The sequence below is a fragment of the Candidatus Ulvibacter alkanivorans genome, assembly GCF_003333325.1.
GTDB classification, from domain to species: Bacteria; Bacteroidota; Bacteroidia; order Flavobacteriales; family Flavobacteriaceae; genus Ulvibacter_A; species Ulvibacter_A alkanivorans.
Genome location: NZ_QOLC01000087.1, coordinates 1 through 25826, shown reverse-complemented (window position 1 = coordinate 25826; position 25826 = coordinate 1). Strand labels below are relative to the sequence as shown.

Annotated in this window: 25 protein-coding genes; 10 read left to right on the top strand and 15 right to left on the bottom strand. The window is 40.6% G+C overall.

Annotated elements, in window-relative coordinates:
• Positions 1-103 precede the first annotated feature (103 nt).
• Entirely contained in the window at positions 104-1150 is a 1047-nt protein-coding gene (locus DWA30_RS08720; RefSeq protein WP_114492156.1) for an endonuclease, read from the bottom strand.
• Positions 1151-1152: 2 nt separating this feature from the next.
• The gene (locus DWA30_RS08715) at positions 1153-2367 is read right to left on the bottom strand and encodes an RsmB/NOP family class I SAM-dependent RNA methyltransferase (RefSeq protein ID WP_114492155.1); all 1215 of its coding nucleotides are present in this window, start codon (positions 2365-2367) and stop codon (positions 1153-1155) included.
• 105 nt (positions 2368-2472) lie between these two features.
• Here DWA30_RS08715 and DWA30_RS08710 point away from each other — a divergent pair, with 105 nt between their 5' ends.
• Positions 2473-3516, top strand: coding sequence for a WD40/YVTN/BNR-like repeat-containing protein (locus DWA30_RS08710; protein WP_114492154.1), 1044 nt, complete (start codon positions 2473-2475; stop codon positions 3514-3516).
• Between the two features lie 72 nt (positions 3517-3588).
• Here DWA30_RS08710 and DWA30_RS08705 read toward each other — a convergent pair whose 3' ends face one another.
• From DWA30_RS08705 to DWA30_RS08675, 7 genes are all read right to left on the bottom strand, one after another.
• Positions 3589-4032 (bottom strand): sensor of ECF-type sigma factor, encoded by a 444-nt coding sequence (locus DWA30_RS08705; protein ID WP_114492153.1) that lies wholly within the window; start codon positions 4030-4032, stop codon positions 3589-3591.
• 1 nt (position 4033) lies between these two features.
• Positions 4034-4534, bottom strand: a complete 501-nt coding sequence (locus DWA30_RS08700) for a hypothetical protein (RefSeq protein ID WP_114492152.1) — start codon at positions 4532-4534, stop codon at positions 4034-4036.
• Positions 4535-4557: 23 nt separating this feature from the next.
• On the bottom strand, positions 4558-5109 hold the full coding sequence (locus DWA30_RS08695; RefSeq protein WP_114492151.1) for an RNA polymerase sigma factor: 552 nt from the start codon (positions 5107-5109) through the stop codon (positions 4558-4560).
• Between the two features lie 478 nt (positions 5110-5587).
• Complete coding sequence (locus tag DWA30_RS08690; RefSeq protein WP_114492150.1) at positions 5588-7414, bottom strand: ABC transporter ATP-binding protein; 1827 nt, start codon at positions 7412-7414, stop codon at positions 5588-5590.
• The gene (locus DWA30_RS08685) at positions 7414-9126 is read right to left on the bottom strand and encodes a phospho-sugar mutase (RefSeq protein ID WP_210725398.1); all 1713 of its coding nucleotides are present in this window, start codon (positions 9124-9126) and stop codon (positions 7414-7416) included. The genes DWA30_RS08690 and DWA30_RS08685 overlap by 1 nt, the downstream gene beginning before the upstream one ends.
• A gap of 59 nt (positions 9127-9185) precedes the next feature.
• Positions 9186-10139 (bottom strand): glycosyltransferase family 2 protein, encoded by a 954-nt coding sequence (locus DWA30_RS08680; RefSeq protein WP_114492149.1) that lies wholly within the window; start codon positions 10137-10139, stop codon positions 9186-9188.
• A gap of 6 nt (positions 10140-10145) precedes the next feature.
• Positions 10146-10679, bottom strand: coding sequence for a DUF4199 domain-containing protein (locus tag DWA30_RS08675; protein ID WP_114492148.1), 534 nt, complete (start codon positions 10677-10679; stop codon positions 10146-10148).
• 179 nt (positions 10680-10858) lie between these two features.
• Here DWA30_RS08675 and DWA30_RS08670 point away from each other — a divergent pair, with 179 nt between their 5' ends.
• From DWA30_RS08670 to DWA30_RS08660, 3 genes are all read left to right on the top strand, one after another.
• Positions 10859-11137, top strand: a complete 279-nt coding sequence (locus tag DWA30_RS08670) for a type B 50S ribosomal protein L31 (protein ID WP_114492147.1) — start codon at positions 10859-10861, stop codon at positions 11135-11137.
• Positions 11138-11249: 112 nt separating this feature from the next.
• On the top strand, positions 11250-12425 hold the full coding sequence (locus DWA30_RS08665; protein WP_114492146.1) for a GlmU family protein: 1176 nt from the start codon (positions 11250-11252) through the stop codon (positions 12423-12425).
• Between the two features lie 353 nt (positions 12426-12778).
• Positions 12779-13732 carry a hypothetical protein gene (locus DWA30_RS08660; protein WP_114492145.1) on the top strand — a complete coding sequence of 318 codons (954 nt, stop codon included), beginning with the start codon at positions 12779-12781 and terminating at the stop codon, positions 13730-13732.
• A 3-nt stretch (positions 13733-13735) separates the two neighbouring features.
• Here the strand turns inward: DWA30_RS08660 and DWA30_RS08655 are convergent, their stop codons facing one another.
• Positions 13736-15382: an ABC transporter substrate-binding protein gene (locus DWA30_RS08655; RefSeq protein WP_438829899.1), complete on the bottom strand. Its 1647-nt coding sequence runs from the start codon at positions 15380-15382 to the stop codon at positions 13736-13738.
• Positions 15383-15534: 152 nt separating this feature from the next.
• On the opposite strand from DWA30_RS08655, the gene mtaB reads away from it, so the two are divergent.
• Positions 15535-16884, top strand: coding sequence for a tRNA (N(6)-L-threonylcarbamoyladenosine(37)-C(2))-methylthiotransferase MtaB (gene mtaB, locus DWA30_RS08650; protein ID WP_114492144.1), 1350 nt, complete (start codon positions 15535-15537; stop codon positions 16882-16884).
• Between the two features lie 111 nt (positions 16885-16995).
• On the opposite strand, the gene DWA30_RS08645 is transcribed toward mtaB, so the two are convergent.
• Together DWA30_RS08645 and DWA30_RS08640 are read right to left on the bottom strand one after the other, a co-directional pair.
• Complete coding sequence (locus DWA30_RS08645) at positions 16996-17295, bottom strand: GNAT family N-acetyltransferase (protein WP_114492143.1); 300 nt, start codon at positions 17293-17295, stop codon at positions 16996-16998.
• Between the two features lie 6 nt (positions 17296-17301).
• Entirely contained in the window at positions 17302-18024 is a 723-nt protein-coding gene (locus tag DWA30_RS08640; protein WP_114492142.1) for a pirin family protein, read from the bottom strand.
• A 96-nt stretch (positions 18025-18120) separates the two neighbouring features.
• Between DWA30_RS08640 and DWA30_RS08635 the strand changes: the two genes are divergently transcribed.
• From DWA30_RS08635 to DWA30_RS08625, 3 genes are read left to right on the top strand one after another with little or no spacing between them, the layout of a single operon-like run.
• The gene (locus DWA30_RS08635; protein WP_114492141.1) at positions 18121-18789 is read left to right on the top strand and encodes an alpha/beta fold hydrolase; all 669 of its coding nucleotides are present in this window, start codon (positions 18121-18123) and stop codon (positions 18787-18789) included.
• Between the two features lie 60 nt (positions 18790-18849).
• Positions 18850-19785 (top strand): lytic transglycosylase domain-containing protein, encoded by a 936-nt coding sequence (locus tag DWA30_RS08630; RefSeq protein ID WP_114492140.1) that lies wholly within the window; start codon positions 18850-18852, stop codon positions 19783-19785.
• Between the two features lie 7 nt (positions 19786-19792).
• Entirely contained in the window at positions 19793-20164 is a 372-nt protein-coding gene (locus DWA30_RS08625) for a sulfite exporter TauE/SafE family protein (protein ID WP_114492139.1), read from the top strand.
• Between the two features lie 4 nt (positions 20165-20168).
• On the opposite strand, the gene DWA30_RS08620 is transcribed toward DWA30_RS08625, so the two are convergent.
• The 3 genes from DWA30_RS08620 to DWA30_RS08610 all read right to left on the bottom strand — a co-directional run bounded on the left by DWA30_RS08620 (position 20169) and on the right by DWA30_RS08610 (position 22482).
• Positions 20169-20876, bottom strand: coding sequence for a TlpA family protein disulfide reductase (locus DWA30_RS08620; protein ID WP_114492138.1), 708 nt, complete (start codon positions 20874-20876; stop codon positions 20169-20171).
• A 148-nt stretch (positions 20877-21024) separates the two neighbouring features.
• Complete coding sequence (locus tag DWA30_RS08615) at positions 21025-21591, bottom strand: DUF2892 domain-containing protein (protein ID WP_114492137.1); 567 nt, start codon at positions 21589-21591, stop codon at positions 21025-21027.
• Between the two features lie 3 nt (positions 21592-21594).
• A complete protein-coding gene (locus DWA30_RS08610; RefSeq protein WP_114492136.1) occupies positions 21595-22482 on the bottom strand; it encodes a DUF6263 family protein in 888 nt (295 codons plus the stop codon).
• Between the two features lie 205 nt (positions 22483-22687).
• Between DWA30_RS08610 and rpmH the strand changes: the two genes are divergently transcribed.
• On the top strand, positions 22688-22846 hold the full coding sequence (gene rpmH, locus DWA30_RS08605; protein ID WP_114492135.1) for a 50S ribosomal protein L34: 159 nt from the start codon (positions 22688-22690) through the stop codon (positions 22844-22846).
• Between the two features lie 101 nt (positions 22847-22947).
• Positions 22948-25800 (top strand): carbamoyl-phosphate synthase large subunit, encoded by a 2853-nt coding sequence (gene carB, locus DWA30_RS08600; protein ID WP_114492134.1) that lies wholly within the window; start codon positions 22948-22950, stop codon positions 25798-25800.
• Positions 25801-25826: the final 26 nt, after the last annotated feature.

Sequence of the window (25826 nt, the reverse complement as noted above, 5' to 3'; positions counted from 1 at the left end):
TTCGAATTTGAGTGAATTTTTAAAGTGCAAAGGTAACAATTTTTGTGGTACAATCTTTCTGAAAAATTCGTAACGAGGGGCAACTCATTCTCTCATTAAAAACTTATCGATCAATACTCACTTTTTTTAAAATTCGTGTTCCGGCTATTTCGAGTTCAAGTACATACAATCCATTGCTCAAATTTGAAACTTGAATTGGCTTTCGCAGTGATAAGCGATCACTTTTAATGATTCGGCCGTGAAGATCGTAGATCACGTAGCGCGCTGCTTGCTGTGCTGTTGTACTTTGTACCCAGATCGTTTCCGACGCCGGATTTGGAAAGACTACCAACGCTTCCGAAGCAATCGTAGGTGTATTTAACAAATCCCAACGATCTTCAGCTTGAGGTCCGCCCCAAATGATCGTGGCCAATGCCGGGTTGTCGATAAAAGGGTTGCGATTGCCGTACTCTGTTTCCAGATACGGATTGCGTTGGTCTTCAAATTCACTTACGGGATCTTCTGCGTTCCACTGTAAATAGATTTGCAGCATGTCTGTTGTTCCTTGCAAAGCACCGGAGCCATTAAGACTAGGCAAACAACGATCGCCATAGCGGGTGTACATGTACATCATCATTCGAGCGACATCGCCTTTCCATTCGTCACCAGGATACCAGTTGCCACTTCCCACATTGCCTGCATTTCCTGTGCCGGCTGCAAATTTTTTACTCCCACGGTTATTGTTCATTTGCTGGTCGGAAGGGCGCAAATTGTGTGGGTCGGCGCCAATACCTGTGGTATTATTGTTTACACTGCCCATACTGGGATTGGCATTAGATCGTGAGAACACATGTTCGCGATTGTATTCGCAGGTTCCGCCTCCAAAATCGTCCTTATCTCTACTGCGGTCTGTGGTGCAACTTCCATTGTCATCGTAGCCGTAAATAAGCAAAAGATTATTCGCGTTAGACGGATCTTCGTCGGTGATCTTAACGACATCTCTTACATCACCATAGGTAAAAGTATTGTTTGAAATATCGATCTTGGCTTGGAGCTCGTCGTATAAGTCTTGTCCCGTTAAGCTTAGGTCGACATCATCGTAATAAGGTTGCTGTGCTACGGCAAGTTGCAACATGAAGGCAATACAGATTAGGGCAATACAATTTTTCATTCTTATTTTTCTTTTTTCTGAAGCAATGCCATGTAAAATCCATCAAATCCGGAAGAGCTTGGCATTATTTTATCGTCTTTTATAAAATTGAATTCACTACCTGCTTCGGAAGCAATAAAGGTTTTTACTTGTTGTTCATTTTCCGAAGGAAGAATAGAACAAGTAGCATAGACCAAACTACCGCCAGGTCGTACCATTCGCGCGTACGAACTCAAGATCTCCTGTTGGGTTCTTTTAATATTCTCTAAGAACTCCGGTTGTAATTTCCATTTGGCATCCGGATTTCTTTTTAGCACACCTAAGCCGGAACAAGGAGCATCTATGAGCACTCTGTCAGCCTTTTCGATCAATTTTTTGATCGCTTTGGTCGAGTCGATCACTCGTGTCTCGATATTATGCGCACCATTTCTTTTCGCACGACGTTTAAGTTCTTTTAATTTGTTTTCGTAAAGGTCCATTGCAATGATCTGTCCTTTATTTTCCATTAGAGCAGCCAAGTGAAGACTTTTACCTCCGGCACCTGCACATGCATCAATTACACGCTCGCCGGGTTGTGGATCTAAGAATCTTGCTACTCTCTGTGACGAGGCATCCTGCACTTCGAACCAACCATTCTTGAATGCATCTGAAACAAACACGTTTGCGCGTTCTTTCAGCTTTAAGGCATCAGGATATTTTGATAGGGTTTCGGTTTCTATGTCAAGATCAGACAAGGCGTTCTGCACCTGTTTTTTGTCGGCCTTTAAGGTGTTTACACGAAGTACCACATCGGCTAACTGGTTTAAAGCTGCGATTTCGGCATCCCATTTCTTGCCTAATTCGTGTTGCCCTAAGGTGTCAAGCCAATCCGGAATAGATTCTCTATACTTCCTAATTTTAGAGAGCTCATCGAACTTTCCTTTAATTCGGCGTGTTGGTGTTTCTTCAAATTGCTTCCAATCAGGGATCTTGATACCATTTAGGGTTGCCCAAACTGCGAACATTCTAAATAGATTAGACCGATCAAAAGGTTCTTTTACTTCGGCTATTTCGGCATACAAACGCTTCCATCGCACGATGTCGTAGGTCGTTTCAGCGATAAAACTGCGGTCACGTGAACCCCAACGCTTATCTCTTTTTAAGGTGTTCTTCAACACTTTGTCGGCTTGCTTTTCCTCATTGAATATCAAGTGAAGCGAGTCGATGGTGGCGAACACTAAATTACGGTGTAATCTCATGAATTTTATAATTGAATAACATCTCAACCATTGTTTCGATGTTTGCAGCTGCAAAGGTATAATAGCTAAAAATACTTTTGATTACATTTGGCAAAAAATTCAACTATGCGATATTTTTTAGTCTGTGTACTAGTAATAGTACTTTCTTCTTGTTCCTCATTTCTTGGAAAGGAATTTACGAGTGTTTCTATCACTCCTATATTTGAAGATAGCTTGAGCATACGCGCTATTGCTCCTGTGAATGAAGATCGCCTTTGGTTTGCCGCCAACGCCGGAATCGTTGGATTGATAGATCATGGCACTCCGAAACTTGCTAGTATCAAGTATGGAGATTCGTTGCTACATTTTAGATCGGTCGCCGTGACCAATGAAGCCGCATTTGTATTGAGTATCGGCAACCCGGGTGTGTTGTATAAAATTTTATTCGATAATCGCGAGGCTACAAATATTACAACAGTGTATACCGAAGAAGGCGAAAAGGTCTTCTACGATGCCATGGCTTTTTGGAACGACAAAGAAGGCATTGCGATGGGTGATCCTACTTCTAACTGTCTATCTATCATAATTACGCGTGATGGTGGTACTACTTGGAAAAAGCTCCCGTGCGATATCTTACCGCCCACCGAACCGGGAGAAGCGGCTTTTGCGGCAAGTAACAGTAATATAGCATTATATGGCGATAAGGTGTGGATCGTGACCGGCGGTAAACGCGCTCGAGTTTTCCACTCTGCCGACAAAGGCAGGAGTTGGGAAGTTTATAGTACGCCCATCCTACAAGGTAAAGCAATGACGGGAATCTATACCGTCGATTTCTACGATGAGAACACCGGGGTGATTTTTGGAGGAGATTGGGAGCGAAAAGAATTTAATGAAGGCAACAAAGCTATCACCCGAGATGGAGGTAAAACATGGTCCTTGCTTAGTAATGGCAGTGGTCCGGGGTATCGCTCCTCGGTTCGATTTGTACCGGGAACCGAAGGCACTGCGATGGTCGCCGTGGGATCCCCGGGAATTTCTTACAGTAGAGATCAAGGTGAAAGTTGGATCGAACTTTCGAATCAAGGCTTTTATGCGATAGAGTTTGTTAACGATTCTACGGCTTTTGCGAGTGGCAGGAATAAGATCGCTAAACTTATATTTTCAGAATAAAAAAAGAGTCTAATACAGACTCTTTTTCTATGCTACCTATAGATAGCAGATAGCTAACCAAAAATCAAACAACTATTTTTTATCCTTTTTCCGTTTGCGATATTGCTTTAACAATTCGCGTTTAAAATCTTCTTCCGCTTTTCTAAGCTTAATGATCTTCTTAGAAGAGATCACTTTTCGCAAATTGGCAATAAGCTCTTCTCTATATTCTAATTCTTTTCTTTCGATTGCATGGGCCTTATCGATCAGCGCATTTGCTTCTGCTTCACTCATAGCGTCTACACCTTCTTCTTTTAGAACACTATAGATTTCTGAGCGTTCTTTTTTTCGCAAGGCATGCATTTTTTCGTCATACTCATTGTAGATTGGCCAAAATTTTTCAGCTTCCGAAGTAGTTAGCGCTAGTGCATCGGTAATATGTGCAGTTTTCAACGCTTTGATCTTTTCGTGTCTATCGCTTTGAGCAAAAAGACTCAAAGAGAGGAAGAACAGGCTTAGGGTGAGGATATTTTTCATGTTATTCTATTAAATAGGTTGGATCGTCGACGTTTTCAAATATATATTCTTCTATGGCTGCTTCGGAAAGGTAATTAGTCTCAAAGATCAAGCTGTCTACCTCTTCATCATTGAATAATGAAATTAATTCGTACGAATCGAAATTGAGGTTACCTTCATCTACATAGGCTTCTATAGAAGCACTTTCTACCGAGTTGAAATCAGTGTCACTCGACCCGGTAAATTGCCAAACTGAAAATATCGCAATAAAAATGGCCGCTACAGCCGCAATATATTTATAAGAACTTCTAGTAACAAGCGAAACCACTTTGGGCGCTTTTTCTTGCTGTTGTACACTAGTTAGTACCGATGTTTCTACCGAATCGAAATACCCCTTAGGAACTTTGAATCCTGTTTCCTTAGGTAGTTTTTCAACTTCGATCTGCTCATAAATACGAGCCTCTAACGTATCGAAATACCCCTTAGGAACTTTAAAGCCGTGTGTATGTTTTTTAGGATTCATGTGTTCTTTTGACTATTATAAAGTTAAAAGGTTTCATCTGACTTTAAAAATGCTGTTACTTTTTTAACGGCTATGTGATAGCTGCTTTTAAGTCCGCCGACCGAGGTATCTAAAATTTCAGAGAGCTCCTCGTAGGTATGATCTTCAAAATATTTCATATTAAAGATGAGTTGTTGCTTTTCCGGCAATTCTGCAATCGCTTTTTGCAATTGCAATTGTATTTGATCTCCTTCAAAGTATACATCAGCTTCCAGGTTAGCGAGCGCATTTTCTTTCACTTCTTCTAGGGTAGTATTGGCTCTACGTGCTTTTCGCTTTAAAAAGGTTAAGGATTCGTTAGTGGCAATACGATACATCCAAGTGTACAATTTGCTCTGACCTTTAAATGAGTCGATGTTCTTATAGACCTTTATAAAGGTATTTTGCAGCACATCATCTGCATCATCGTGGTCCAATACGATTTTTCGGATATGCCAATACAGGCGTTGCTTGTACTGAGATACCAGCGAACGGAAAGCAGCTTCTCTGTCGTCTTCCGATTGTAAGGCGTTTACTAAGACCTGTTCTTCGATCACGAATTGTTATTTATACGATTTGGACTCATATTTCTTCTGATGGTTTCAACAAGATACAGCGAATTTTTATTAAAGTACAAATATCATAATTCGATGAAACACTAAAAAATTCGATAAAAAGCATAAAAATTTTGTTTGTAGGAAAAATATTACTACTTTTATGGCATACTTCTTATGTATATGTTCTGCATTATTAGCCCCAACTGTAATGAGAACGCACTAAAACGGACCTAAGCGGGGGCTGGTCCGTTTTTTTTATGCCTTATAATGAGCTGTAATAAGTAAGAAAAACCTTAACATTCACATTTAAAAAATCCGATAAAATGCATAAAAACAAGATAAAGTGTAGATTTTATTTGGTGGATTCAAAAATATTCTTCATATTTGATCCATACTTATGTTAAAAGTGTTGCCGCGTGCCCCAAATGCGGTGACAAAAAGTTAAAAGAGCGATGCCCCAAATCGCTCTTTTTCTTTTTTAGGTAAGAGATTGCATTTCTACAAGGCTATAATAAACACCACGTTGGTCTAATAATTCTTGATGCTTACCTTGTTCGACTATCTTCCCTTTAGAAAGCACGACTATAGTGTTTGCATTTTGAATCGTCGATAAACGGTGGGCGATGACTACAGAAGTTCTATTCTTCATCATATTCTCCAAGGCATCTTGAACCAATCGTTCGCTTTCAGTATCGAGCGCAGATGTAGCTTCATCTAAGATCATGATAGGTGGGTTCTTAAGCACTGCACGAGCAATACTAAGACGTTGTTTTTGTCCGCCACTCAATTTATTACCACTATCGCCAATGTTCGTATGTATGCCTTCCGGCAGGCTCTTAACAAATTCCCATGCATTCGCGATCTTTAAGGCTTCTATGATCTCTTCTTCGGAAGCCTCTTCTGCAGCGACACGTAAATTGCCTGCAACCGTGTCGTTAAACAAAATTGAGTCTTGAGTAACGAGCCCTAATAGTTTCCGAAGTGAAGCTTGGGTCATATCCTTAATATCTACCCCATCGATAGCGATCTTCCCTTTATTAACATCGTAAAAACGAGTGATAAGATTTGCAATGGTGCTTTTTCCGCTTCCGCTTTGTCCTACCAGTGCCACTGTATGCCCTTTAGGAACCGTTAACGAAAAGTCTTGCAGTACATATTCATCTTCGTATTTAAACGAAATATTTTCTAGCCTAACTTCCTCGTTAAAGCCTTCTTTAACTACCGCATCAGGTTTATCCTGTATGGTTGATTCGGTCTCAAGAATTTCTAATACACGTTCGGCAGCAGCATTTCCCTTCTTTACGCCGTAACTGGCTTTACTAATTGCTTTGGCCGGCGTTAGGATATTATATGCCAATCCCATATACGCAATAAAAGCAGCAGGTTCTAACGTACCTTCTACCAAAACCATGCGTCCACCAAACCACAATAAAATTGCGATAACGACTATCCCTAAGAATTCACTAATTGGTGACGCTAGATTTTGTCTGTTTAACAAACTGTTCGAGTACTTGTAAAATCGAGAAGTAGAATTTTTGAATTTGTTATTGAAGAGATGCTCTGCGTTAAACCCTTTAATGATCTTAAGTCCGCCAAGTGTTTCCTCGAGAATGGACAGGAAAAAACCTTGTTCTTTTTGAACGCGATCCGACTTCTTTTTTAAATTTTTTCCAATTCGAGAAATGATAAATCCGGATACGGGAATAAAAATAAATACAAATAAGGTGAGCTTTACACTAATTGCCAACATAAAAATGATGGTGAAAAGGATCATTAAAGGCTCCCGTACGATCAATTCGAGTATCGATAAAAAGGAATGCTGAATCTCGAGCACATCGCTTGTAATACGTGCGATAGTATCACCTTTGCGTTTTTCAGAATAAAAAGAAACCGGCAGGGCTACCGTTTTCTTGTATAAGGCGTTGCGTAGATCTTTTAATACACCATTGCGTAAATAGGTAATAAAATACATCGCCAAGTAACCAAAAAAGTTCTTTAGAAGGAACGTACTTATTACTAATCCGATCATTAACATTAGGGTGTTCATCTCGCCATCGGTTGCGATCTTCTCGTTAATAAAGAGATTGAGTTGCCCTTCTAGATATTCGCCAATATTTACGATCCCCGTATAAGCAGGGGCTTCTACAATTTCCTTCTTGTCGTCGAACAGTACCTTTAGCATAGGTATAAGTGATACAAATGCTAAGCTTCCGAAGAGCGCATAAAAAATATTGGAAAATATATTTCCTACGGCATGTCGACGGTAGGGTTTGGCAAAAACAAGGATTTTTTTAAAGTAATTCACTACCTAATGTTTAAGTGACTAATGATGTTGTCTATTTTTTTCTGAAGTGTTTCCGAAGCCTGATCGTCCTTGGTGTTCACACTCATATAAAACTTTATCTTAGGCTCTGTACCACTGGGGCGAGCGGCGATCTTACTTCCGTCTTCGGTATAGTATATAAGCACATTCGATTTAGGGACATTTAATGTCTCTGAAGTTCCAGTATCCACATTCATTGCGGTTCCTATAAGATAGTCTTCGATACGAACTACCTTACTTCCTGCGATCGTATCAAACGGATTGTCACGCAACTCAACCATCATTTGCTTAATGGCTTGAGCGCCTTGCTTGCCTTTTTTCACCAATGAAACCAGATGTTCTTTGTAATGTCCGGTTTCAGCGTAAATTTCTTGTAAATAAGTATACATGCTGCTATTCGCTTCTTTTTTAAGCGCAGCGATCTCACAGGCGAGTAGGGTAGCGGTCACAGCATCTTTATCACGAACAAAATCACCCACCAGATATCCAAAACTTTCTTCACCACCACCAATGAATTCTTGCTCGGGATAATCGTTGATCATCTTTGCGATCCACTTAAAACCGGTAAGTCCTTCTTTGTAATCCACGTTGTATTTTTCTGCGATCTTTCGAACCATAGGCGTACTTACAATAGTAGATGCAACAAACTGCTTTCCGTTGAGCTTTCCTTGTTTTTTCCAGTGTTCGAGCAAGAAGTGGGTTTTAATGACCATGGCCTGGTTGCCGTTTAAGATCACCATTTTTCCATGATCATCTCGTACTGCGATCCCTAATCGGTCACAATCGGGATCTGTACCAATAACAATATCGGCATGTTTTTTTTCGGCCATTTCCAATGCCATTTTTAATGCTTCGGGTTCCTCGGGATTTGGGGAAGCTACCGTAGGAAAATCGCCATCGGGTGTCGCTTGTTCTTCCACAATAGTTACATTATTATACCCCGCCCGTTTTAGTACTTCCGGGATCATGGTTATAGATGTTCCGTGTAGCGAAGTAAACACGATCTTTAGATCATCTTTTGCCGATTGGGCAGTATTGAAACTTCCATGTTTAATGGCAGCTTCAGCAAAAGCGTTATCTATTTCGGTATCGATCGTGATAATATTTTCTGAAGGCGTATCGAATTTTATGTCTTCGTACGCTAATGAATTAATTTCAGCAATAATTTCAGCATCTTGAGGCGGTACCAATTGTCCGCCGTCTTGCCAATATACCTTATACCCATTATATTCTGGAGGGTTGTGCGAAGCAGTTAAAACAATACCGCTATGGCAATTTAAGTGTCGTACTGCAAAGGATAGCTCGGGAGTAGGTCTAAGGTCTGAGAACAAATAGACTTTGATCCCATTGGCGCCAAATACATTGGCAACTACTTGAGCCAGCTCTTCACTGTTATGGCGACAATCGAATGCAATGGCAACCTTTATGGTTTCATTGGGGAACTGTCGTTTTAAATAATTAGAAAGTCCTTGGGTGTTCTTTCCGAGGGTGTATTTATTAATGCGATTATCGCCAACTCCCATGATACCGCGCATACCGCCGGTACCAAATTCTAAACTCTTATAAAAGCTATCTTCCAATCCTTCCGGATCGTGGGCGATCATTTCTTTAATTGTATGCTGGGTGTTTTCATCAAAAAACGGAGTGAGCCATTTGTTAACTCGCTCTAGAATTTTTGGGTCTACGTAGATCATTCGTTGTAATTAATGTGTCTATTAAGAAGAATACGTGCAAAAATAACGAAAGTTAGCCGTTATTCTTTTAAGTTAAGCACTTCTTTAACGATGTAGTTGGGGCCTCCTTTTCTACTGCGCAGAAATAACTCGCCTAGGAAGCCGGCTAAGAATAGTTGAGTACCCAGAATCATGGCAGTAAGCGCTAGATAAAACTGTGGTCTTTCGGTAATTAGACGACCGGTTGGATCGATAAAAAGCTTATCGATACCTAAGTATAGCGCAAAGCAGAAGCCAATAAAGAGCATAATTGCTCCCCAAGCGCCAAATAGGTGCATGGGTCTTTTTCCGAAGCGAGAAAGAAATGAAATCGTGATCAAGTCTAAAAAGCCACGAACAAAACGTTCCATGCCAAATTTGGTGGTCCCATATTTTCGGGCTTGGTGTTTCACTACCTTTTCACCAATTTTATTGAAGCCGGCATTTTTTGCCAGGACCGGTATATACCGATGCATTTCTCCTGTAACTTCTATGGTCTTGATGACCTCTTTTTTATAGGCTTTTAATCCACAATTGAAGTCATGTAGCTTTACGCCTGAAGTCTTTCTTGCAGCAAAATTAAATAGCTTAGAAGGCATATTCTTGCTCACTACAGAGTCGTATCGTTTCTTTTTCCAGCCGGAGACAAGGTCGTATCCTTGATTGGTGATCATGGTGACCAATTCGGGGATCTCTTCCGGATTGTCCTGTAAATCGGCATCCATTGTAATAACCACATCGCCTTCAGCCATTCCAAATCCGGCGTGCAGTGCTTGGGACTTTCCAAAGTTCTTTAAAAACCGAATGCCTTTTACTTCGGAATGTTCTTGTGCTAAGGCTTCAATGTGCTTCCAAGAATCGTCGGTGCTGCCGTCATCGATAAGAATTAATTCGTATAAAAAACCATTGGACTGCATCACAGATGCAATCCAATGGTATAATTCGTTCAATGATTCTTCTTCGTTAAGAAGTGGAATAACGACAGATAATTTCATTTAATTCTATTGTAAATGTTCCGGCTTGTTGTTCTTCATGATCAAACCTGCGATCAACGAAATAATAAAACCGAAGAACAAGCTACCAATGATGGTAAATATAGACATCATCCACGGACTAGTAAACTTTTCGGTCATCGAAAGTCCCATTTCTGCTTGTTCCGAAGTAATATTCGGATTTTGTTCATACATCTGCCGTTCGGTTTCTTCGAGTATTTGCCCAACGAAGTCCGGTTCGATCACGGTAACAAAAACATAGGTGTATAGCGCACTAATTATTCCGGCGATAAGCGCAATGGTCAATCCGGTTTTAATGGCTTGTCCCAGTGACATAAAACCACTGTTACCACTTTTAAATGCTTTAAGCCCGTAGATAATAACGAGTAGCATGATTACAAAGCTAAGTACCGATGTCCACCATGGGCGTTCGATAGCGTAGCCTAATACCCAAATGATTACCGAAAAGGCAACCGAAATAAGTCCTAATATAAGTCCATAATTAAGACCTATCTTTTTGGTTGATGCAGTTTGTGTTTCCATTTTTTGTTTTTTTGGTTCGCGTAGTTAGTTGTCAAATATAACAAAACGTTACGGCATGTTTTCGCTTTTTATACGCCATAGAAAAAATAAGGAAATTTTATTGTGCATTTAACAATATTGATTAAATTTGCAAACTGAAATCCGAAGGGTCGGAATTAGTATATTAAAAGAATAAGGAAATGAAAAAAGGAATCCATCCTGAAAATTATAGATTAGTTGCTTTTAAGGATATGTCTAACGATGAGGTATTCATTACAAAGTCAACAGCACACACGAAAGAAACACTAGAAGTAGATGGTGTCGAGTATCCTTTGGTTAAGCTGGAGATCTCCAGAACTTCGCACCCTTTTTATACTGGTAAATCTAAGCTTATCGATACCGCTGGTCGTATCGACAAGTTCAAGAACAAGTATTCTAAATTTAAGAAACCTGCAAAAGCAGTTAAAGAAGAAGAATAGTATTGCTTCTTTTTACGATATAAGCCTTCGGTGTTCCGAAGGCTTTTTTTATGCCATAGTCTCAGCCAACAAAAGTTCTTAGTATCTTTACTCTTTTTTGACCAAACAAATTATGAATTATATTCTTTTCGACGGAAACGTTCGCGATCAACTACTACCATTCACATTTACAAGACCCGTAGCCGATATTAGAGTAGGAATACTTACCATTCGGGAAAAATGGGAGCTATTGCTCGGATTTACAACTACTACAGTGACGGAAGCCTATCTCACCGATAAATTTCCCATGGTGGAGTTAGAAAAGAATGTATTGATAAATGCCTCCTTTATTCCTTCGGAAAACTTAGCGAAAATTGTTAAAGGGCTGTCCGAAAATCAAGCTGTCTTTCTAGAGGATGAACCAATCGCTTTTTTTACTTCGGAAGGACAAGAAGTTGATTTCGATGCGTATGAGATCATCCAATATACCTATGATGATATCTTGCGCATAGAACACAGTTGGGATATTTTTTCAAAGAATCACGAGGCGATAGAACGAGATTTTGAGTTGCTTACCAAAGGAAGAAAATCACAACCATTAGCAGCTTCGGTCTTTGCTATTAATCCCGACCGGATCTTTGTCGAAGAAGGTGCTACCTTGCCCTTATGTTCGCTAAATGCTACCGATGGCCCCATTTACATAGGTAAAAATGCAGAGATCATGGAAGGATGTACCGTACGTGGTCCGTTTGCTTTGTGTGAGAACGCCACCTTAAAAATGGGAGCAAAGATTTATAGCGGTACCACGATCGGACCTCATTGTAAAGTAGGAGGGGAGGTCAACAATTCGGTGCTGTTTGGATACTCCAATAAAGGGCATGACGGGTTCTTGGGCAATTCGGTGCTGGGCGAATGGTGCAATATTGGGGCCGACAGCAATAATTCTAATTTGAAGAACAATTACGCCGAAGTGCGGCTGTGGGACTACGACACCGAAGGCTTTGCACGCACGGGCTTGCAGTTTTGTGGTCTAATGATGGGCGATCATAGTAAATGTGGGATCAATACCATGTTCAATACAGGAACCGTGGTGGGTGTAAGCGCTAATATCTTCGGAAGCGGTTTCCCGAGAAATTTTGTACCAAGCTTTAGCTGGGGAGGAAGCAAAGGAATGACGACCTACAAAACAAACAAGGCCTTTGAAGTGGCGAAAGTAGTGATGGCACGTAGAAATGTAGCGTTTTCAGAAATAGACGCTAAACTGCTGGAACACGTCTTTGAAATTACTGCCAAGTGGCGAAAAGGATAATGCTTTTTTATAGGCTTACCATTTTAGTCAACTGTCTACAGTTAAATAATAACTTATCCTTGCCTTACAGAATGGTATAGCGAATTTTCTCGGCTTGTGTTTACACTGCATGCTCAGATAGATATCATACCAATACTCTTTCTTTTGGTCAATAAGATCGAAGATCTATACTTGCCTTTTAAAATTGACTATAGAGGTCGAAGTAGAAATGCGTAACGAATACTACTATAGCCGGGACCTGAGATTAACCTTGAAAAGGGGATATACTTTTACTGCTTTATTCTATTTTTTTGAAAAAATTAAAAAAAATACTATACTGTCTCGTAATTTATTTTGAAACCTAAAATGTACACATGAACAACCTAGTTTCCTTTACTATCCCCATTCTTTTTCTCCTCATCAGCTTCGCTACGCTGGGACAACATAAACAAAACTATGATTTAAGGGTGGAACACTGGAATAAGTTCTCGGATGCGAACTATCAAGAAAAGTTTTTATGGGGCAACGAAGAAGAAGGTATTATTTTGCGTGAATATAGTCTCATGGACGAACAATCCTTGGTCTTTATTGAGGGCTTGTATGAAGGTAAACCCAAGGGAGTAACCCTTATGATGGAAAGAGATGGTGGCTCATGGAATCTGAAAATAATGGATATCAAGGCTCTACAAAAGGACAGTGTAAATTATGTGACTCGTGGCCATCACAATTTGATGATTATAGGTAGTAAAGCTATTGGCAAAAAGGAACATTCCCATATGAAATATTTAGAAGACAGCCCTTACAACCCCTTTAAATTAGGAAATGCCATCTATATAAACAATCAAAAAAAGAAGTTCTACCTTAAAAGTTGCTATGAGAGTCCGGAATCGAAAAAAGAATACTGCCACCCTAGAGCAGAATATATTGAGAAGGGTTCCTTTTCTGGAATAGTATGGGATGAAGAAGGCAACGGCGCTTATAGACCATTGATGGGGAGAAGCGTGAATGCAAAGGGAGAAGTTTTATACGGACTCTCCCATAATGATAACTCAGACTATCGAAAAAAACTAAATGTAACAAAGCAAAACGATGGCACCATTACTATTGGTATGACCGACGCGGACGGTTTGCCCTTTGACTCATACGTAGTTGTTAAAAATTCTGATAAAATTTTCTTTGCGCATGAATCTTATATAATGTTCCTTACAGATTACAATGAAGTGGAGATCAGTAAGTATATTAAGAAAACCTTCATCTGCGACATTTACTATTTAATACGATTGTTATGCGTGTTAAACTCAAATTCCTACGATGAATTTAGAAATTAATTGCTATTCGTCCTTATACACATTCTTTAACACAAGAAAATTCTGTGGGTTTACTCCGAGTCCGTGTACTTTCTTGTTCACGAATCGGATGGCCTTATCATAATACAATGGTACTACAGGGGCCTCTGCAACAATGATCGAATCCATTTTAGTATATAATTCCTTACGCTGTTCGATATCCGATATTTCTAATGATCGAGCGTAGAGACTGTCAAATACTTCGCTTTTGAAATGGGTGTAGTTTGGGCCATCGGGTGTAAAGTTCGGACTGTAAAAAAGGGATAGATAATTTTCTGCATCGGGATAATCGGCAATCCAACTAGCCCTAAAAATATCCAATTCGCCACTGCTCTTCATTTGTCGAAGGGTAGAGGGAGGAACCACATCGATGGTTACATCGATCCCCAATTTCTCCAATTCGCGCTGTATGTACTCACAAATATCCAAGTACTGACTATTAGTGCCAATCACGATCTGTGGCTCGTTATCTCCCGTTTCAGTTGTATACTGCTCGATCAATTGTTTCGCTTTTTCAGGATCGTATTCATAGCCTTCAATATTGTCAAAGCCGGGCAATCCTTTAGGGATTACTCCGTGAACAGCAGGAATCCCCATCCCATTGCGCAGATAGGTGACCATTTTCACTCGATCGAAACCATAGTTCACAGCTTGTCGCAAGGCTTTCGATTGGATTTCGGGTGTATTGGCTTCTAGAAAGAAACCGAGGTATTCGGTGTTTAAATAAGGAGCTGTGATCAATTTTACACGATCGCTATACGCTGCTTGTAGCTTGCCAGTAGTGGTTATGATCTCATCCTTATACGAATTGTCCAAACCGGAGACGAAATCTAGCTTTCCTTGTGCGAATTGTAAGAACTCACTTTGTTTGTCGGGCAGAAAAGTGATGGCAACTGCTTCCAGATACGGTAGCTGTTCGCCTTTTTGGTCGGTTTCAAAATACAGCGGATTTCGTCTTAGCACTAGTTTTACATTTTCTTCCCACATTTTGAATTGAAACGGACCTGTTCCTACAGGATTTCTTCGGAATTCAGTTCCGTATTTTTCAACCGCTTCTTTGGGTACTACGGAAAAATAACGCATGCCTAACATTCCCAAGAAAGGCGGAAAGGGTTTGTTTAGTACGATCTTAAATATAGAATCGTTCTCTGCTTGGAACATTTCTACGTTGTTCATTACCCAGCTTCCTGAAGATGCCACTTTTGGATCGATAAGGCGTGCGAAACTATATTCAAAATCGTGAGCGGTTACGGTACGGGTAGAGTCTTTTCCGAAGACTGCATTTTTATGAAAATACACATCGTCTCTTAAGGTAAAATAGAACGTACATGTACTATCGACCATGCGCCATGATTTCGCAATATCGGGTCGAATGGCGAGCGAATCATCCAATTGAACTAGCCCGTTGTACAGTTGATTGGTAGGCCAAATAATTTGCGGATTGCGAGCAAAAGCAGGATCCAGTGTGGGAATGTTGCTGTGTTCATTATAGCGAAATACAAGATGTTCTCGAGCTGTTTCGGTAGTTTCACCACACCCGTACAGCAGTGAAATTGCAAAGCAGCACAGCGCAAGACGAAGCGTTCTAAAACAGTGTTGCGTTCTTAATTGGAGACCAGATCTTGAGTTCAATTGCTATTTTTTGAGTTCATTATTAAAAAAGTGAGGTATTCGTTGTTTTTTTAAAATGATGAAAACTAAAGAAGTAACTTTCAATTGTTCAGCATTTATAGAACCAACAATACTTTGTACCTTTGCACCCTCATTTTGCCAAAAGTACGAGAATGAACGCTACAAAAAAAGTTGCTTTTTATACATTAGGCTGTAAATTGAATTTCAGTGAAACCGCAACCATCGCCAGAGACTTTACTGACGAAGGATTTGCGCGTGTTGATTTTTCTGAAAAAGCAGACATTTATGTAATAAATACGTGTAGCGTTACTGAAAATGCCGATAAGCGATTTAAATCGATCGTAAAACAGGCTCAAAAGGTAAATCCGGAGGCATTCGTCGCCGCGATTGGTTGTTATGCACAATTAAAACCACAGGAACTGGCCGATGTAGATGGCGTGGATCTTGTCTTGGGTGCTACAGAAAAATTCAAGATCAACGAGTATATTCATGAATTACTCGACAATCCGGAGCGCACGGGCAGTAGTGCCGAAGTGTATGCGAGTGAGATCGAGGATGCTAATTTTTACGTGAGTAGTTATTCTATAGGAGACCGAACAAGAGCGTTCCTAAAAGTACAAGACGGATGCGATTACAAATGTACCTATTGTACCATACCCTTGGCTCGCGGTATCTCTAGAAGTGACACCTTAGAGAATGTATTAGAAAACGCTGCGGCTATTAGTGCCAAAGGGATCAAAGAGATCGTTTTGACCGGTGTAAACATAGGTGATTACGGCAAGGGTGAATTTGGTAACAAGAAGCACGAACACACGTTCTTAGACCTTGTAAAAGCGCTGGATGCCGTGGCGGGAATAGAACGCTTGCGTATCTCCTCTATCGAGCCAAACTTACTTAAGAACGAAACCATTGAATTTGTTGCACAATCGGATACGTTCGTGCCTCACTTTCATATCCCACTGCAAAGTGGAAGCAATGATATACTTAAGTTGATGCGCCGAAGGTATCTGCGCGAATTGTATGTAGACCGAATTGCTAAAGTTCGTGAGGTCATGCCACATGCTTGTATAGGCGTTGATGTGATCGTTGGATTTCCGGGTGAGACAGACGAACACTTCTTAGAAACCTACGAATTTTTGAACGCATTAGACATCTCGTATTTACACGTATTTACGTATTCGGAACGTGATAATACCCCTGCAGCCAGTATGGAGGGTGTTGTGCCAATGAACGTACGAAAGAAACGAAGTAAAATGTTGCGCGGACTCTCGGCCAAGAAACGACGTGCTTTTTACGAGCAGCAATTAGGAACAACTCGTACTGTCTTATTTGAAGGGGAGAATAAAAAAGGCTACATACACGGATTTACAGAGAATTACGTAAAAGTGAAGGCGCCTTGGAATCCGGAGTTAGTAAATACCTTACACCAAGTAACACTGGAAAGGATAGACACAGACGGATTGGTACGCTTTGTTTTTGCGTCATCGCCTGTGTTGCGCTAGGGATAGAGCCGGCATCCTTTTTTGGATGCGTTGAACAGCAGTTTCTTCTGACAAAGCACAAGCCAAAAAAGATATAGGCGAAAGCACGACCTACTGAAGGTGGGGAGCGCCCTAAATACTAATACCTACAGGCAATAGATCGCGGTATTTTCTTCTGTTCTTACGCATAAATCCGGCGATCTCGGGACTGGTAGGAACCAAGCTAATGCCACGTTCGCGTACTTCCTCGAACACCGCTTTGATAAAGATCTCACGGAAACCTTGATCTTCCAGGTCTTCCGGCATTTCGTACTTGGTCAAGAAAATCTTTCGATCTTGAAGCGCATATTCGATACGGGCCATATTATCGCCTATTTCAAGTTCGAACTGTCTTAAAAATTCATTGTCGGTAATTTCTACATCGTCTATCATAGGGAGTTAATTTAAGTTCATGGGTACTTCGATAAGCAGTATTGTACTGTCTTTTTGGGCGGTTATCGCTATGGTATCGGTTTCCCAGACTCCAATGGCGTCTTTTTTATTAAGTGTCTCATTATCAACAACAACAGTGCCATTAATTACAAAGATATAGGCACCGTGCTCTTTTTGATTTAGGCTGTATTCAAGGGTAGTTTCTTTGGTGAACTCACCCATATTAAAATAGGCTTGTTGATGGATCCAAAGTTCTCCGTCCTTCGCCTCATTACGTGGTTTTACAACGGTACTTAAGGCGTTTTGTTTTAGTAATGGTTTTATTTTTTTTTGATCGTAACGCGGCGCAACCTCTTCTTTTTCTGGGATGATCCAAATTTGAAATAGTGTTACCGGCTCGGTGGTGCTGGCGTTCACTTCGCTGTGTTCGACTCCACTACCGGCGCTCATTACTTGTATTTCGCCGCTGTGTATCACTTCGGAATGGCCCATAGAGTCTTTGTGCTTTAAAGCTCCGGTTTGGGGAATGGTAACTATTTCCATATTGCGATGTGGGTGCTTTCCGAAGCCCATTGCAGGAGCTACATAATCATCGTTGAATACCCGAAGTACGCCAAAATTTGTGCGATTCGGGTCAAAGTAATTAGCAAAGCTAAAGGAGTAGTTGGCTTTGAGCCATCCGTAATTGGCACTGCCTCGCGTTGCTGCCGGATGTAAAATCTTATTCATTTGGTACGCCCCGTTGCCGTAGGATAATTATATCTTTGCACTGTAAATTTACGAATAATCTTTGTGCTTTACCATTTTTTTAAATTCTAATACGGGATGTCTTCTTCGAAAAAACATATTTATTTTGTGCCGGGCTTAGCTGCCGGCCAAGAAATATTTCGCAATATTTCCTTTCCCGGCGAACGGTATGAGATGCATATACTTGAGTGGTTAGTACCCGAGAAGAAAGAGTCTATACAATCGTATGCCCAGCGTATGGCAGCAAAGATCACTCATGATAATGTAGTGTTGATTGGAGTTTCTTTTGGAGGTGTGATGGTACAAGAGATGAGCCAATTTCTCGACCTAAAGCAACTAATCATCATAAGCAGCGTGAAATCAAGACAAGAATTTCCTCGACGTCTAAAGATCGCGAGAAAGACCTATGCGTATAAATTAGTGCCTACCAGTTTAGTGTTGAGCGCCGATGATCTTACCAAATTTGCTATTGGACCTAAAACGGAGAAACGTCTTAAGATCTATCAGGAATACTTGCATGTGCGCGACAAACAGTACCTCGATTGGGCCATTGAGCAAATGGTATGCTGGAAGCGTAAGGAGCCGTTAAAAGAAGTAATTCATATTCACGGTGATAAGGACGTGGTTTTTCCTATTAAGAATATCGATGATTGTATACGTTTAAAAGGCGGTACCCACATTATGATCATTAATAAAGGGGCGTGGCTTTCAAAGAAGATTTCCGAACTTATTGAAGGCAAAGATTAACGCTCTGTGCTGTGGCATCAATAGGATAATTCTATATCTTTAAAGAAAAATTTTAAAGTTATGAGTATCCTTTCAAAAATTGGTTTGGTAACTGTTTTATTTGGGGTGAGCAGTTTATGTGTTAATGCCGTACAAGAAACCCCGACAACCAATGAAAATTTGGAAAAGAAATTAGTGAACGACTATAATGTCTATGCACTTCCAATTCCCGAAACAATGGATTTTGCCGGGGAACCGGTGCCGCTAAACGAACCCGATATTCGTGAACGTATGGACCGCGAGTTATTGGTAAACACCTATTGGCAATCTAATGGGTTGTTGATCTTTAAACGAGCCAACAAATACTTTCCCATAATTGAGCCGTTGTTAGAAAAATACGGTTTGCCCGATGACTTTAAATACTTGGCGGTGGCAGAAAGCGGATTGGAGAACAACAGTTCACCGGCCGGTGCTGCAGGCTTTTGGCATTTCTTAAAGAGTACGGGAAGAGAATACGGACTAGAGATCAACGATTATGTAGACGAACGTTACAATCTCGAAAAAGCGACAGAGGTCGCTGCCGAATATTTGAAAAAATCGAAAGAGCGCTTTGGAAGTTGGACCTTAGCAGCCGCAGCCTATAATGCTGGAAATTATGGAGTAAGCAAACAAATCGATAGGCAAAAAGCTTCCAATAACTACTACGATATACTGTTGAATGATGAAACCAGCCGATACGTGTTTCGCATTCTAGCATTTAAAGAGATCTTGTCGAACCCTGAGAAGTACGGCTTTAACTTTAGAGAAAAGGACCTGTATCAACCTATTCCTACCTATACTGTAAAAGTAACTACTCCGGTAGATGACTTTGCCGATTTTGCCAAACAGCACGGCATTAATTATAAGATCTTGAAAATTCACAATCCGTGGTTGCGCGATACCTATCTTAAGAATGCCTCCGGAAAAGAATATTATATAGAAATTCCAGAGAAAGGATATTACTCAGCCGGGCAATAATTTTTTTATGAATATTACAGTTCTGCTTTCATTAGTGCTCATTGGCTTGCTAGCCGGTATTTTAAGCGGATTCATGGGTGTAGGAGGAGGCGTGGTGATGATCCCTTTAATGATCTTGATGTTGGGTTTTAACCAACATGAGGCGCAGGGCATGAGTTTAGCGGTCTTGGCCGTTCCTGTTACTTTTTTGGCCGCCTACACCTATCATACGTCCGGTCATCCCATTAAATGGAGCTATGCCATAGTTATAGCTATATGCTTTGTTATAGGTGGTTTGTTAGGGTCTAAATTTGCCGTGCGATTGGATCAACAGGTGTTAAAGAAGATATTTGCGATCATCTTATTGATCGCAGCAATTAAGTTGTTCTTCGGAAAGTAAGGTGTTATGGAAGCGGCTTGTCTTTGGTTACCAATCCGTCTGAAGCTTCCGGAAGATGCTTCAAGAGTGAAATTCCATTTAAGAAAGAGTTGTAGTTGAGTTCGAAAGAAATCTCGTAAGCTTCTTCATACGGATGTAACACACCACGGCGTACATCTACGATCTTCTTTTGTGCATCGATAAAGAAGGAGGTAGGAAAGCCCAGACTATGTTTCATGCTTTGTACCACATAGTTGTTTTTATTATCTCGCTCGTCAACATAGACTACATCTATATGCCGGCTGTATTCGCGAGCGACTTTTTTCACCTTGTCACGAGAATCCCAGAACAACACGATAAAATCGATGTCCTTATGGTATTTTTCAGCAATCTCATTTAGCGCAGGAATTTCGCCAACGCCGGGCGTACACCAAGATGCATAGGTCATTAAAAAGATCGGTTTTTCGTAATCGTAGAGTTCTACGGTACGACCCGATCGTTTCTTGAACTTAAAGTTGTCGATAAAACTTTCGTTTACCACATGATTTATCAAAGAATCGAATAAGAATTCTGCTCGTTCAAAATTGTTAGTTGCATAGGCTTTCTGTGATTCTAAGGTGTATTTCTTGATATTTTTTCCAATCATTTGAGAGAATAAGGATTCCTGCTCAATTTGTTGTGATTGTGCTATAAGAGAAACCGATAAGAATAGAAGAAGTAGAATTCTACTCATAGGCATGTGAGGTTGATTACAATGCAAAGGTAGAAAGCTAAGATTGGTTAGCATTGTTTTTTCGTTCTTCGGAATAAAATATTCGTTAAACGACCACTAAAAGTACGTAAATTCCTATAAACCAGGAGTTTTTGGAAGAAAAATCGTATTAACGTCTTCCGCCACGACCACCGCGTCCACCAAATTGTTGTCGGGGTTGGCCGGCGCGTTTCATTTGCTTTTTCATCATCTTGATCTGCTCGTCCAGCATATTGTGTTTATCGAGCTTTTTCGCTTCTGTAAGCAATAATTCTGCTTCTCTTTTTCGGTTTTTTGTCATCGCAATACCCGCGAGGTTCAATTTTGTCATCGCCATATCGGCATCCATATTTAGCCCTAAACTCACTGCTTTTTTAAAGTATTTTTCAGCTTCGTTCATATTGGTCTGTGAGATCATCAAACCGTTAAGGTAGTTGTAATATCCTTGTTGTTTGCGCACCAATGCTGTTTCCGGGTTTTTAATTCTGTCGAGCCACTTTTTGGCTCCCGGGAAGTCTTGCTTCCGAAGCCTTAAAAATGCCAGAAGAATGAGTTCATTCTTATAATAGAGGAAGATAAAAACGACCGACAATAGAACGAACATGATTCCATTTCCAATATTACCTTCTATGAACTGCCATACGGCGGCGGCAATACTTAGAACGGCAAGAATGAGTTTTATATTTTTATTGAACATAGCTTAAATTCTTTTAAAAGTTGAGGTTCCGACGAGACTGGTTGGTATCTCGGCGTTGTTTTGAGCGGGAATTATCGTGTTACCAGAGGCGTTTTGTGTTACTTCGATCGATTTCATAAATCCGGTGGAAGTTTCAATAATAGCAACGGTTTCTTGTGTTCCCGACAGTTTCATGATTAATCCTTCGGTAGTGGTGTCGAGGACCAAGGTAGAGGTACCCTGGAGCGTAAATGTTGAAGCTGAATACGCATCTAATTTCCAATTGTTTGTCAAGGTCACTTCACCTTCGTACCTATTTTGCCATTCGCCTCCTATTTTTACTTTTTTCTTCGGAAACATATACGTAATGGGTTGTAAGCTCTCTCGTAAACTTGTGTCGTTAAATTCGTCTTTCATCGCTTCCCGTATAAATGTCTTGGCGGCTTCATCTTCTATTCCTGCGTGAGCAAGCATTCCATCTACGAGCTTTTCACTTCCATTAAGTGAATCGATCTTACCGGTGGCTGATACATAAAGTTGAAATTTGACGTTTAAGAGTCCTTGAAAAATATTGGCTTCCATAGTGTCGGCTTCGGCTACGGCTTCGGTGTTAATGTCGCTTAACACCCCGTAAATCTCAGATTCGATCTTAAACCGGAAGCTATCAAATGAAACATCGAAAGCATAGGTATCGTTTATCACGTCGGCGACTTCAAACGTATAAACACCTCCAATGGTATTCTTCATCTTGTGTTCTACACCGTCCATGTCTTGTAAGATGTCTTGTTCAGAATGCTGTTCTATAGTAAAAACAGTGCCTTTTTCTAGATCGATCTCTAAACTGTGTTGCGCTTTAGAATTTGTCGCCAAAAGGACAAAACAACCAATTAGGGTAAGGAGGGATTTATTCATTTATTTTTTTAGCTTTTGTAGCGGACGGCAAAGGTATAAAAAACAAATAAAAATTTTTGCATTTTACATTTGGGAAAGAAAAAAATGATTGTATATTTGCACCCGCCTATGCAAAGCATAATAAATGAGTGTTTTGATACGCGAACCCGAATACATAAGTAGGGATTAAAAAAATAGTTTTTCAGAAGTTTTAACCCAATTTGCAATGAAAAGAACATTTCAGCCATCAAAGAGAAAGAGAAGAAACAAACACGGTTTTAGAGAGCGTATGGCGTCTGTAAACGGAAGAAAGGTATTAGCTGCCCGTCGTGCGAAAGGCAGAAAGAAACTTTCTGTGTCTTCTGAAACTCGTCACAAAAAATAATGTTGATAAGTTATAAATAAAAAGGTGTTGTTTAAAAGCAACACCTTTTTTTTATACCCTATCGAGTCGTAATTTTACCGCATCTTAAAAGTAGTTCAAAAATGCCAAAGAATCCCAAACTAAAATCCATCTTAATTATAGGTTCAGGTCCTATTATCATTGGTCAAGCGTGTGAATTCGATTATTCCGGATCGCAAGCACTTCGTTCACTTCGCGAAGACGGTATTGAAACCATCCTTATCAATTCGAATCCGGCCACCATCATGACCGACCCATCCATGGCCGATCATGTGTATCTTTTGCCGCTAACGACCAAATCGATCATCAAGATTTTAAAAGAACATCCGCAGATCGATGCTGTGTTGCCAACTATGGGAGGACAAACAGCACTTAACTTATGTATCGAAGCCGATGAGAAGGGGATTTGGAGCGATTTCGACGTAAAAATTATTGGTGTAGATATTAATGCCATAAACATAACCGAAGACCGCGAGCAATTTAGAACACTAATGGAAAAAATTGGTGTAAAAATGGCACCGCAGGCCACGGCAACTTCATACCTGAAAGGAAAGGAGATTGCCCAAGAATTTGGTTTTCCGCTGGTTATTCGTGCTTCCTACACCTTGGGGGGTGCAGGTGCTTCTATCGTGCACAAAGCCGAAGATTTCGACGAACTACTTACAAGAGGTTTGGAGATCTCTCCAATTCATGAGGTGATGATCGATAAGGCCATGATGGGATGGAAAGAATACGAACTCGAATTGCTACGTGATAGTAACGACAATGTCGTGATCATCTGTACCATCGAAAATATGGATCCTATGGGAATTCACACCGGGGACTCAATTACCGTAGCACCCGCAATGACATTAAGTGACAGAACTTTCCAAAAAATGCGAGATATGGCGATCCATATGATGCGCAGTATTGGTGATTTTGCCGGAGGATGTAACGTACAATTCGCAGTTAGTCCTGATGAGGAAGAAGAGATCATCGCTATTGAGATCAATCCGCGTGTATCGCGTTCATCGGCCTTAGCATCAAAAGCGACAGGTTATCCTATCGCAAAGATCGCAGCCAAATTAGCAATAGGGTATCACCTGAACGAATTACAAAATCAAATTACACAGTCGACCTCGGCCTTGTTCGAGCCAACGCTAGATTATGTAATCGTAAAAATACCACGTTGGAACTTCGACAAATTTGAAGGATCGGATCGTACACTCGGACTACAGATGAAGGCCGTTGGAGAAGTGATGGGAATTGGGCGATCGTTCCAAGAGGCGTTACACAAAGCAACACAATCGCTTGAGATAAAGCGCAACGGACTTGGTGCCGACGGGAAGAGCTATACCAATTACGAACAGATATTAGACAAACTCAAGAACGCTAGTTGGGACCGCGTATTTGTGATCTACGACGCAATTCAAATGGGAATACCGCTTAGTCGTATCCACGAGATCACCAAGATCGATATGTGGTTCTTAAAGCAATACGAGGAGCTGTATTTACTCGAGAAAGAAATTTCAGAATATACCTTAGATAATCTTCCTCGTGAACTCTTACTGGAAGCAAAGCAAAAGGGATATGGTGATCGACAGATCGCTCATATGCTAAAATGCCTAGAGAGCGAAGTGTATAAGAAACGTGAGGCGATGAACATTCAACGGGTGTATAAGTTGGTAGATACTTGTGCCGCCGAATTTAAAGCGGCAACCCCATATTATTACTCGACCTTCGAAAATGAAATGGAAACCGCAGCTGGTGATTCGTATGCCGAGAACGACAGTGAGGTGACCGATAAGAAGAAGATCATCGTATTAGGTTCAGGACCTAACCGAATTGGTCAAGGGATCGAATTCGATTATTGTTGTGTCCACGGGGTATTAGCGGCAGCCGAAGTAGGGTATGAGACCATCATGATAAATTGTAACCCTGAGACCGTTTCGACCGATTTCGATGTGGCCGATAAACTTTACTTCGAACCGGTGTTCTGGGAACACATCTACGACATCATACGTCACGAAAAACCGGAAGGCGTGATCGTGCAGTTGGGTGGTCAAACTGCCTTAAAACTGGCAGAGAAGCTAGATCGTTACGGAATTAAAGTGCTGGGAACTAGTTACCAATCCTTAGACCTTGCCGAAGATAGAGGTAGCTTTTCAAAATTGTTGAAAGAAAACGATATTCCTTATCCTGAGTTTGGTACTGCTGAAACCACAGAAGAAGCCTTAGTATTGGCAGATCAATTGGATTTTCCGTTGTTGATCAGACCTTCATACGTTCTAGGAGGACAGGGAATGAAGATCGTGATTAATAAGCAAGAGTTGGAGGACCATGTAGTAGATTTACTTCGGAAGATCCCGAACAACAAATTGCTGTTAGACCATTACTTAGACGGTGCGATTGAAGCCGAAGCCGATGCGATCTGCGATGGTGAGAACGTATACATTATAGGTATCATGGAACATATTGAACCTTGTGGTATTCACTCGGGAGACTCTAACGCCTTGTTACCACCTTTCAATTTAGGAGATCTGGTACTTCAGCAAATAAAAGACCATACGGTAAAGATCGCAAAAGCATTGAACACAGTTGGATTAATAAACATACAATTTGCGATCAAAGACGATAAGGTCTTTATTATTGAAGCCAATCCAAGAGCGTCAAGAACGGTTCCTTTTATCGCTAAAGCCTATGGCGAACCTTATGTTAACTATGCCACTAAGATCATGCTAGGACATAACAAGGTGACCGATTTCAAGTTCAATCCAAAACTAGAAGGATATGCCATCAAACAACCGGTGTTTAGTTTTAATAAATTCCCGAACGTGAACAAGCAGTTAGGTCCTGAAATGAAAAGTACAGGAGAAAGTATCTTGTTTATCGATAGTTTGAAAGATGATGCTTTCTACGATCTATATGCGCGTAGAAAAATGTACTTGAGTAAGTAAAGTCTTAAAATTACTCTAATTGCTAA

Excerpts from the sequence above, each read along its gene's own strand:
- DWA30_RS08720 (WP_114492156.1), bottom strand. The coding sequence starts at position 1,150 with ATGAAAAATTGTATTGCCCTAATCTGTATTGCCTTCATGTTGCAACTT.
- DWA30_RS08715 (WP_114492155.1), bottom strand. The coding sequence starts at position 2,367 with ATGAGATTACACCGTAATTTAGTGTTCGCCACCATCGACTCGCTTCAC.
- DWA30_RS08710 (WP_114492154.1), top strand. The coding sequence starts at position 2,473 with ATGCGATATTTTTTAGTCTGTGTACTAGTAATAGTACTTTCTTCTTGT.
- DWA30_RS08705 (WP_114492153.1), bottom strand. The coding sequence starts at position 4,032 with ATGAAAAATATCCTCACCCTAAGCCTGTTCTTCCTCTCTTTGAGTCTT.
- DWA30_RS08700 (WP_114492152.1), bottom strand. The coding sequence starts at position 4,534 with ATGAATCCTAAAAAACATACACACGGCTTTAAAGTTCCTAAGGGGTAT.
- DWA30_RS08685 (WP_210725398.1), bottom strand. The coding sequence starts at position 9,126 with ATGATCTACGTAGACCCAAAAATTCTAGAGCGAGTTAACAAATGGCTC.
- DWA30_RS08680 (WP_114492149.1), bottom strand. The coding sequence starts at position 10,139 with ATGAAATTATCTGTCGTTATTCCACTTCTTAACGAAGAAGAATCATTG.
- DWA30_RS08675 (WP_114492148.1), bottom strand. The coding sequence starts at position 10,679 with ATGGAAACACAAACTGCATCAACCAAAAAGATAGGTCTTAATTATGGA.
- DWA30_RS08670 (WP_114492147.1), top strand. The coding sequence starts at position 10,859 with ATGAAAAAAGGAATCCATCCTGAAAATTATAGATTAGTTGCTTTTAAG.
- DWA30_RS08665 (WP_114492146.1), top strand. The coding sequence starts at position 11,250 with ATGAATTATATTCTTTTCGACGGAAACGTTCGCGATCAACTACTACCA.
- DWA30_RS08660 (WP_114492145.1), top strand. The coding sequence starts at position 12,779 with ATGAACAACCTAGTTTCCTTTACTATCCCCATTCTTTTTCTCCTCATC.
- mtaB (WP_114492144.1), top strand. The coding sequence starts at position 15,535 with ATGAACGCTACAAAAAAAGTTGCTTTTTATACATTAGGCTGTAAATTG.
- DWA30_RS08645 (WP_114492143.1), bottom strand. The coding sequence starts at position 17,295 with ATGATAGACGATGTAGAAATTACCGACAATGAATTTTTAAGACAGTTC.
- DWA30_RS08640 (WP_114492142.1), bottom strand. The coding sequence starts at position 18,024 with ATGAATAAGATTTTACATCCGGCAGCAACGCGAGGCAGTGCCAATTAC.
- DWA30_RS08635 (WP_114492141.1), top strand. The coding sequence starts at position 18,121 with ATGTCTTCTTCGAAAAAACATATTTATTTTGTGCCGGGCTTAGCTGCC.
- DWA30_RS08630 (WP_114492140.1), top strand. The coding sequence starts at position 18,850 with ATGAGTATCCTTTCAAAAATTGGTTTGGTAACTGTTTTATTTGGGGTG.
- DWA30_RS08625 (WP_114492139.1), top strand. The coding sequence starts at position 19,793 with ATGAATATTACAGTTCTGCTTTCATTAGTGCTCATTGGCTTGCTAGCC.
- DWA30_RS08620 (WP_114492138.1), bottom strand. The coding sequence starts at position 20,876 with ATGAGTAGAATTCTACTTCTTCTATTCTTATCGGTTTCTCTTATAGCA.
- DWA30_RS08615 (WP_114492137.1), bottom strand. The coding sequence starts at position 21,591 with ATGTTCAATAAAAATATAAAACTCATTCTTGCCGTTCTAAGTATTGCC.
- DWA30_RS08610 (WP_114492136.1), bottom strand. The coding sequence starts at position 22,482 with ATGAATAAATCCCTCCTTACCCTAATTGGTTGTTTTGTCCTTTTGGCG.
- rpmH (WP_114492135.1), top strand. The coding sequence starts at position 22,688 with ATGAAAAGAACATTTCAGCCATCAAAGAGAAAGAGAAGAAACAAACAC.
- carB (WP_114492134.1), top strand. The coding sequence starts at position 22,948 with ATGCCAAAGAATCCCAAACTAAAATCCATCTTAATTATAGGTTCAGGT.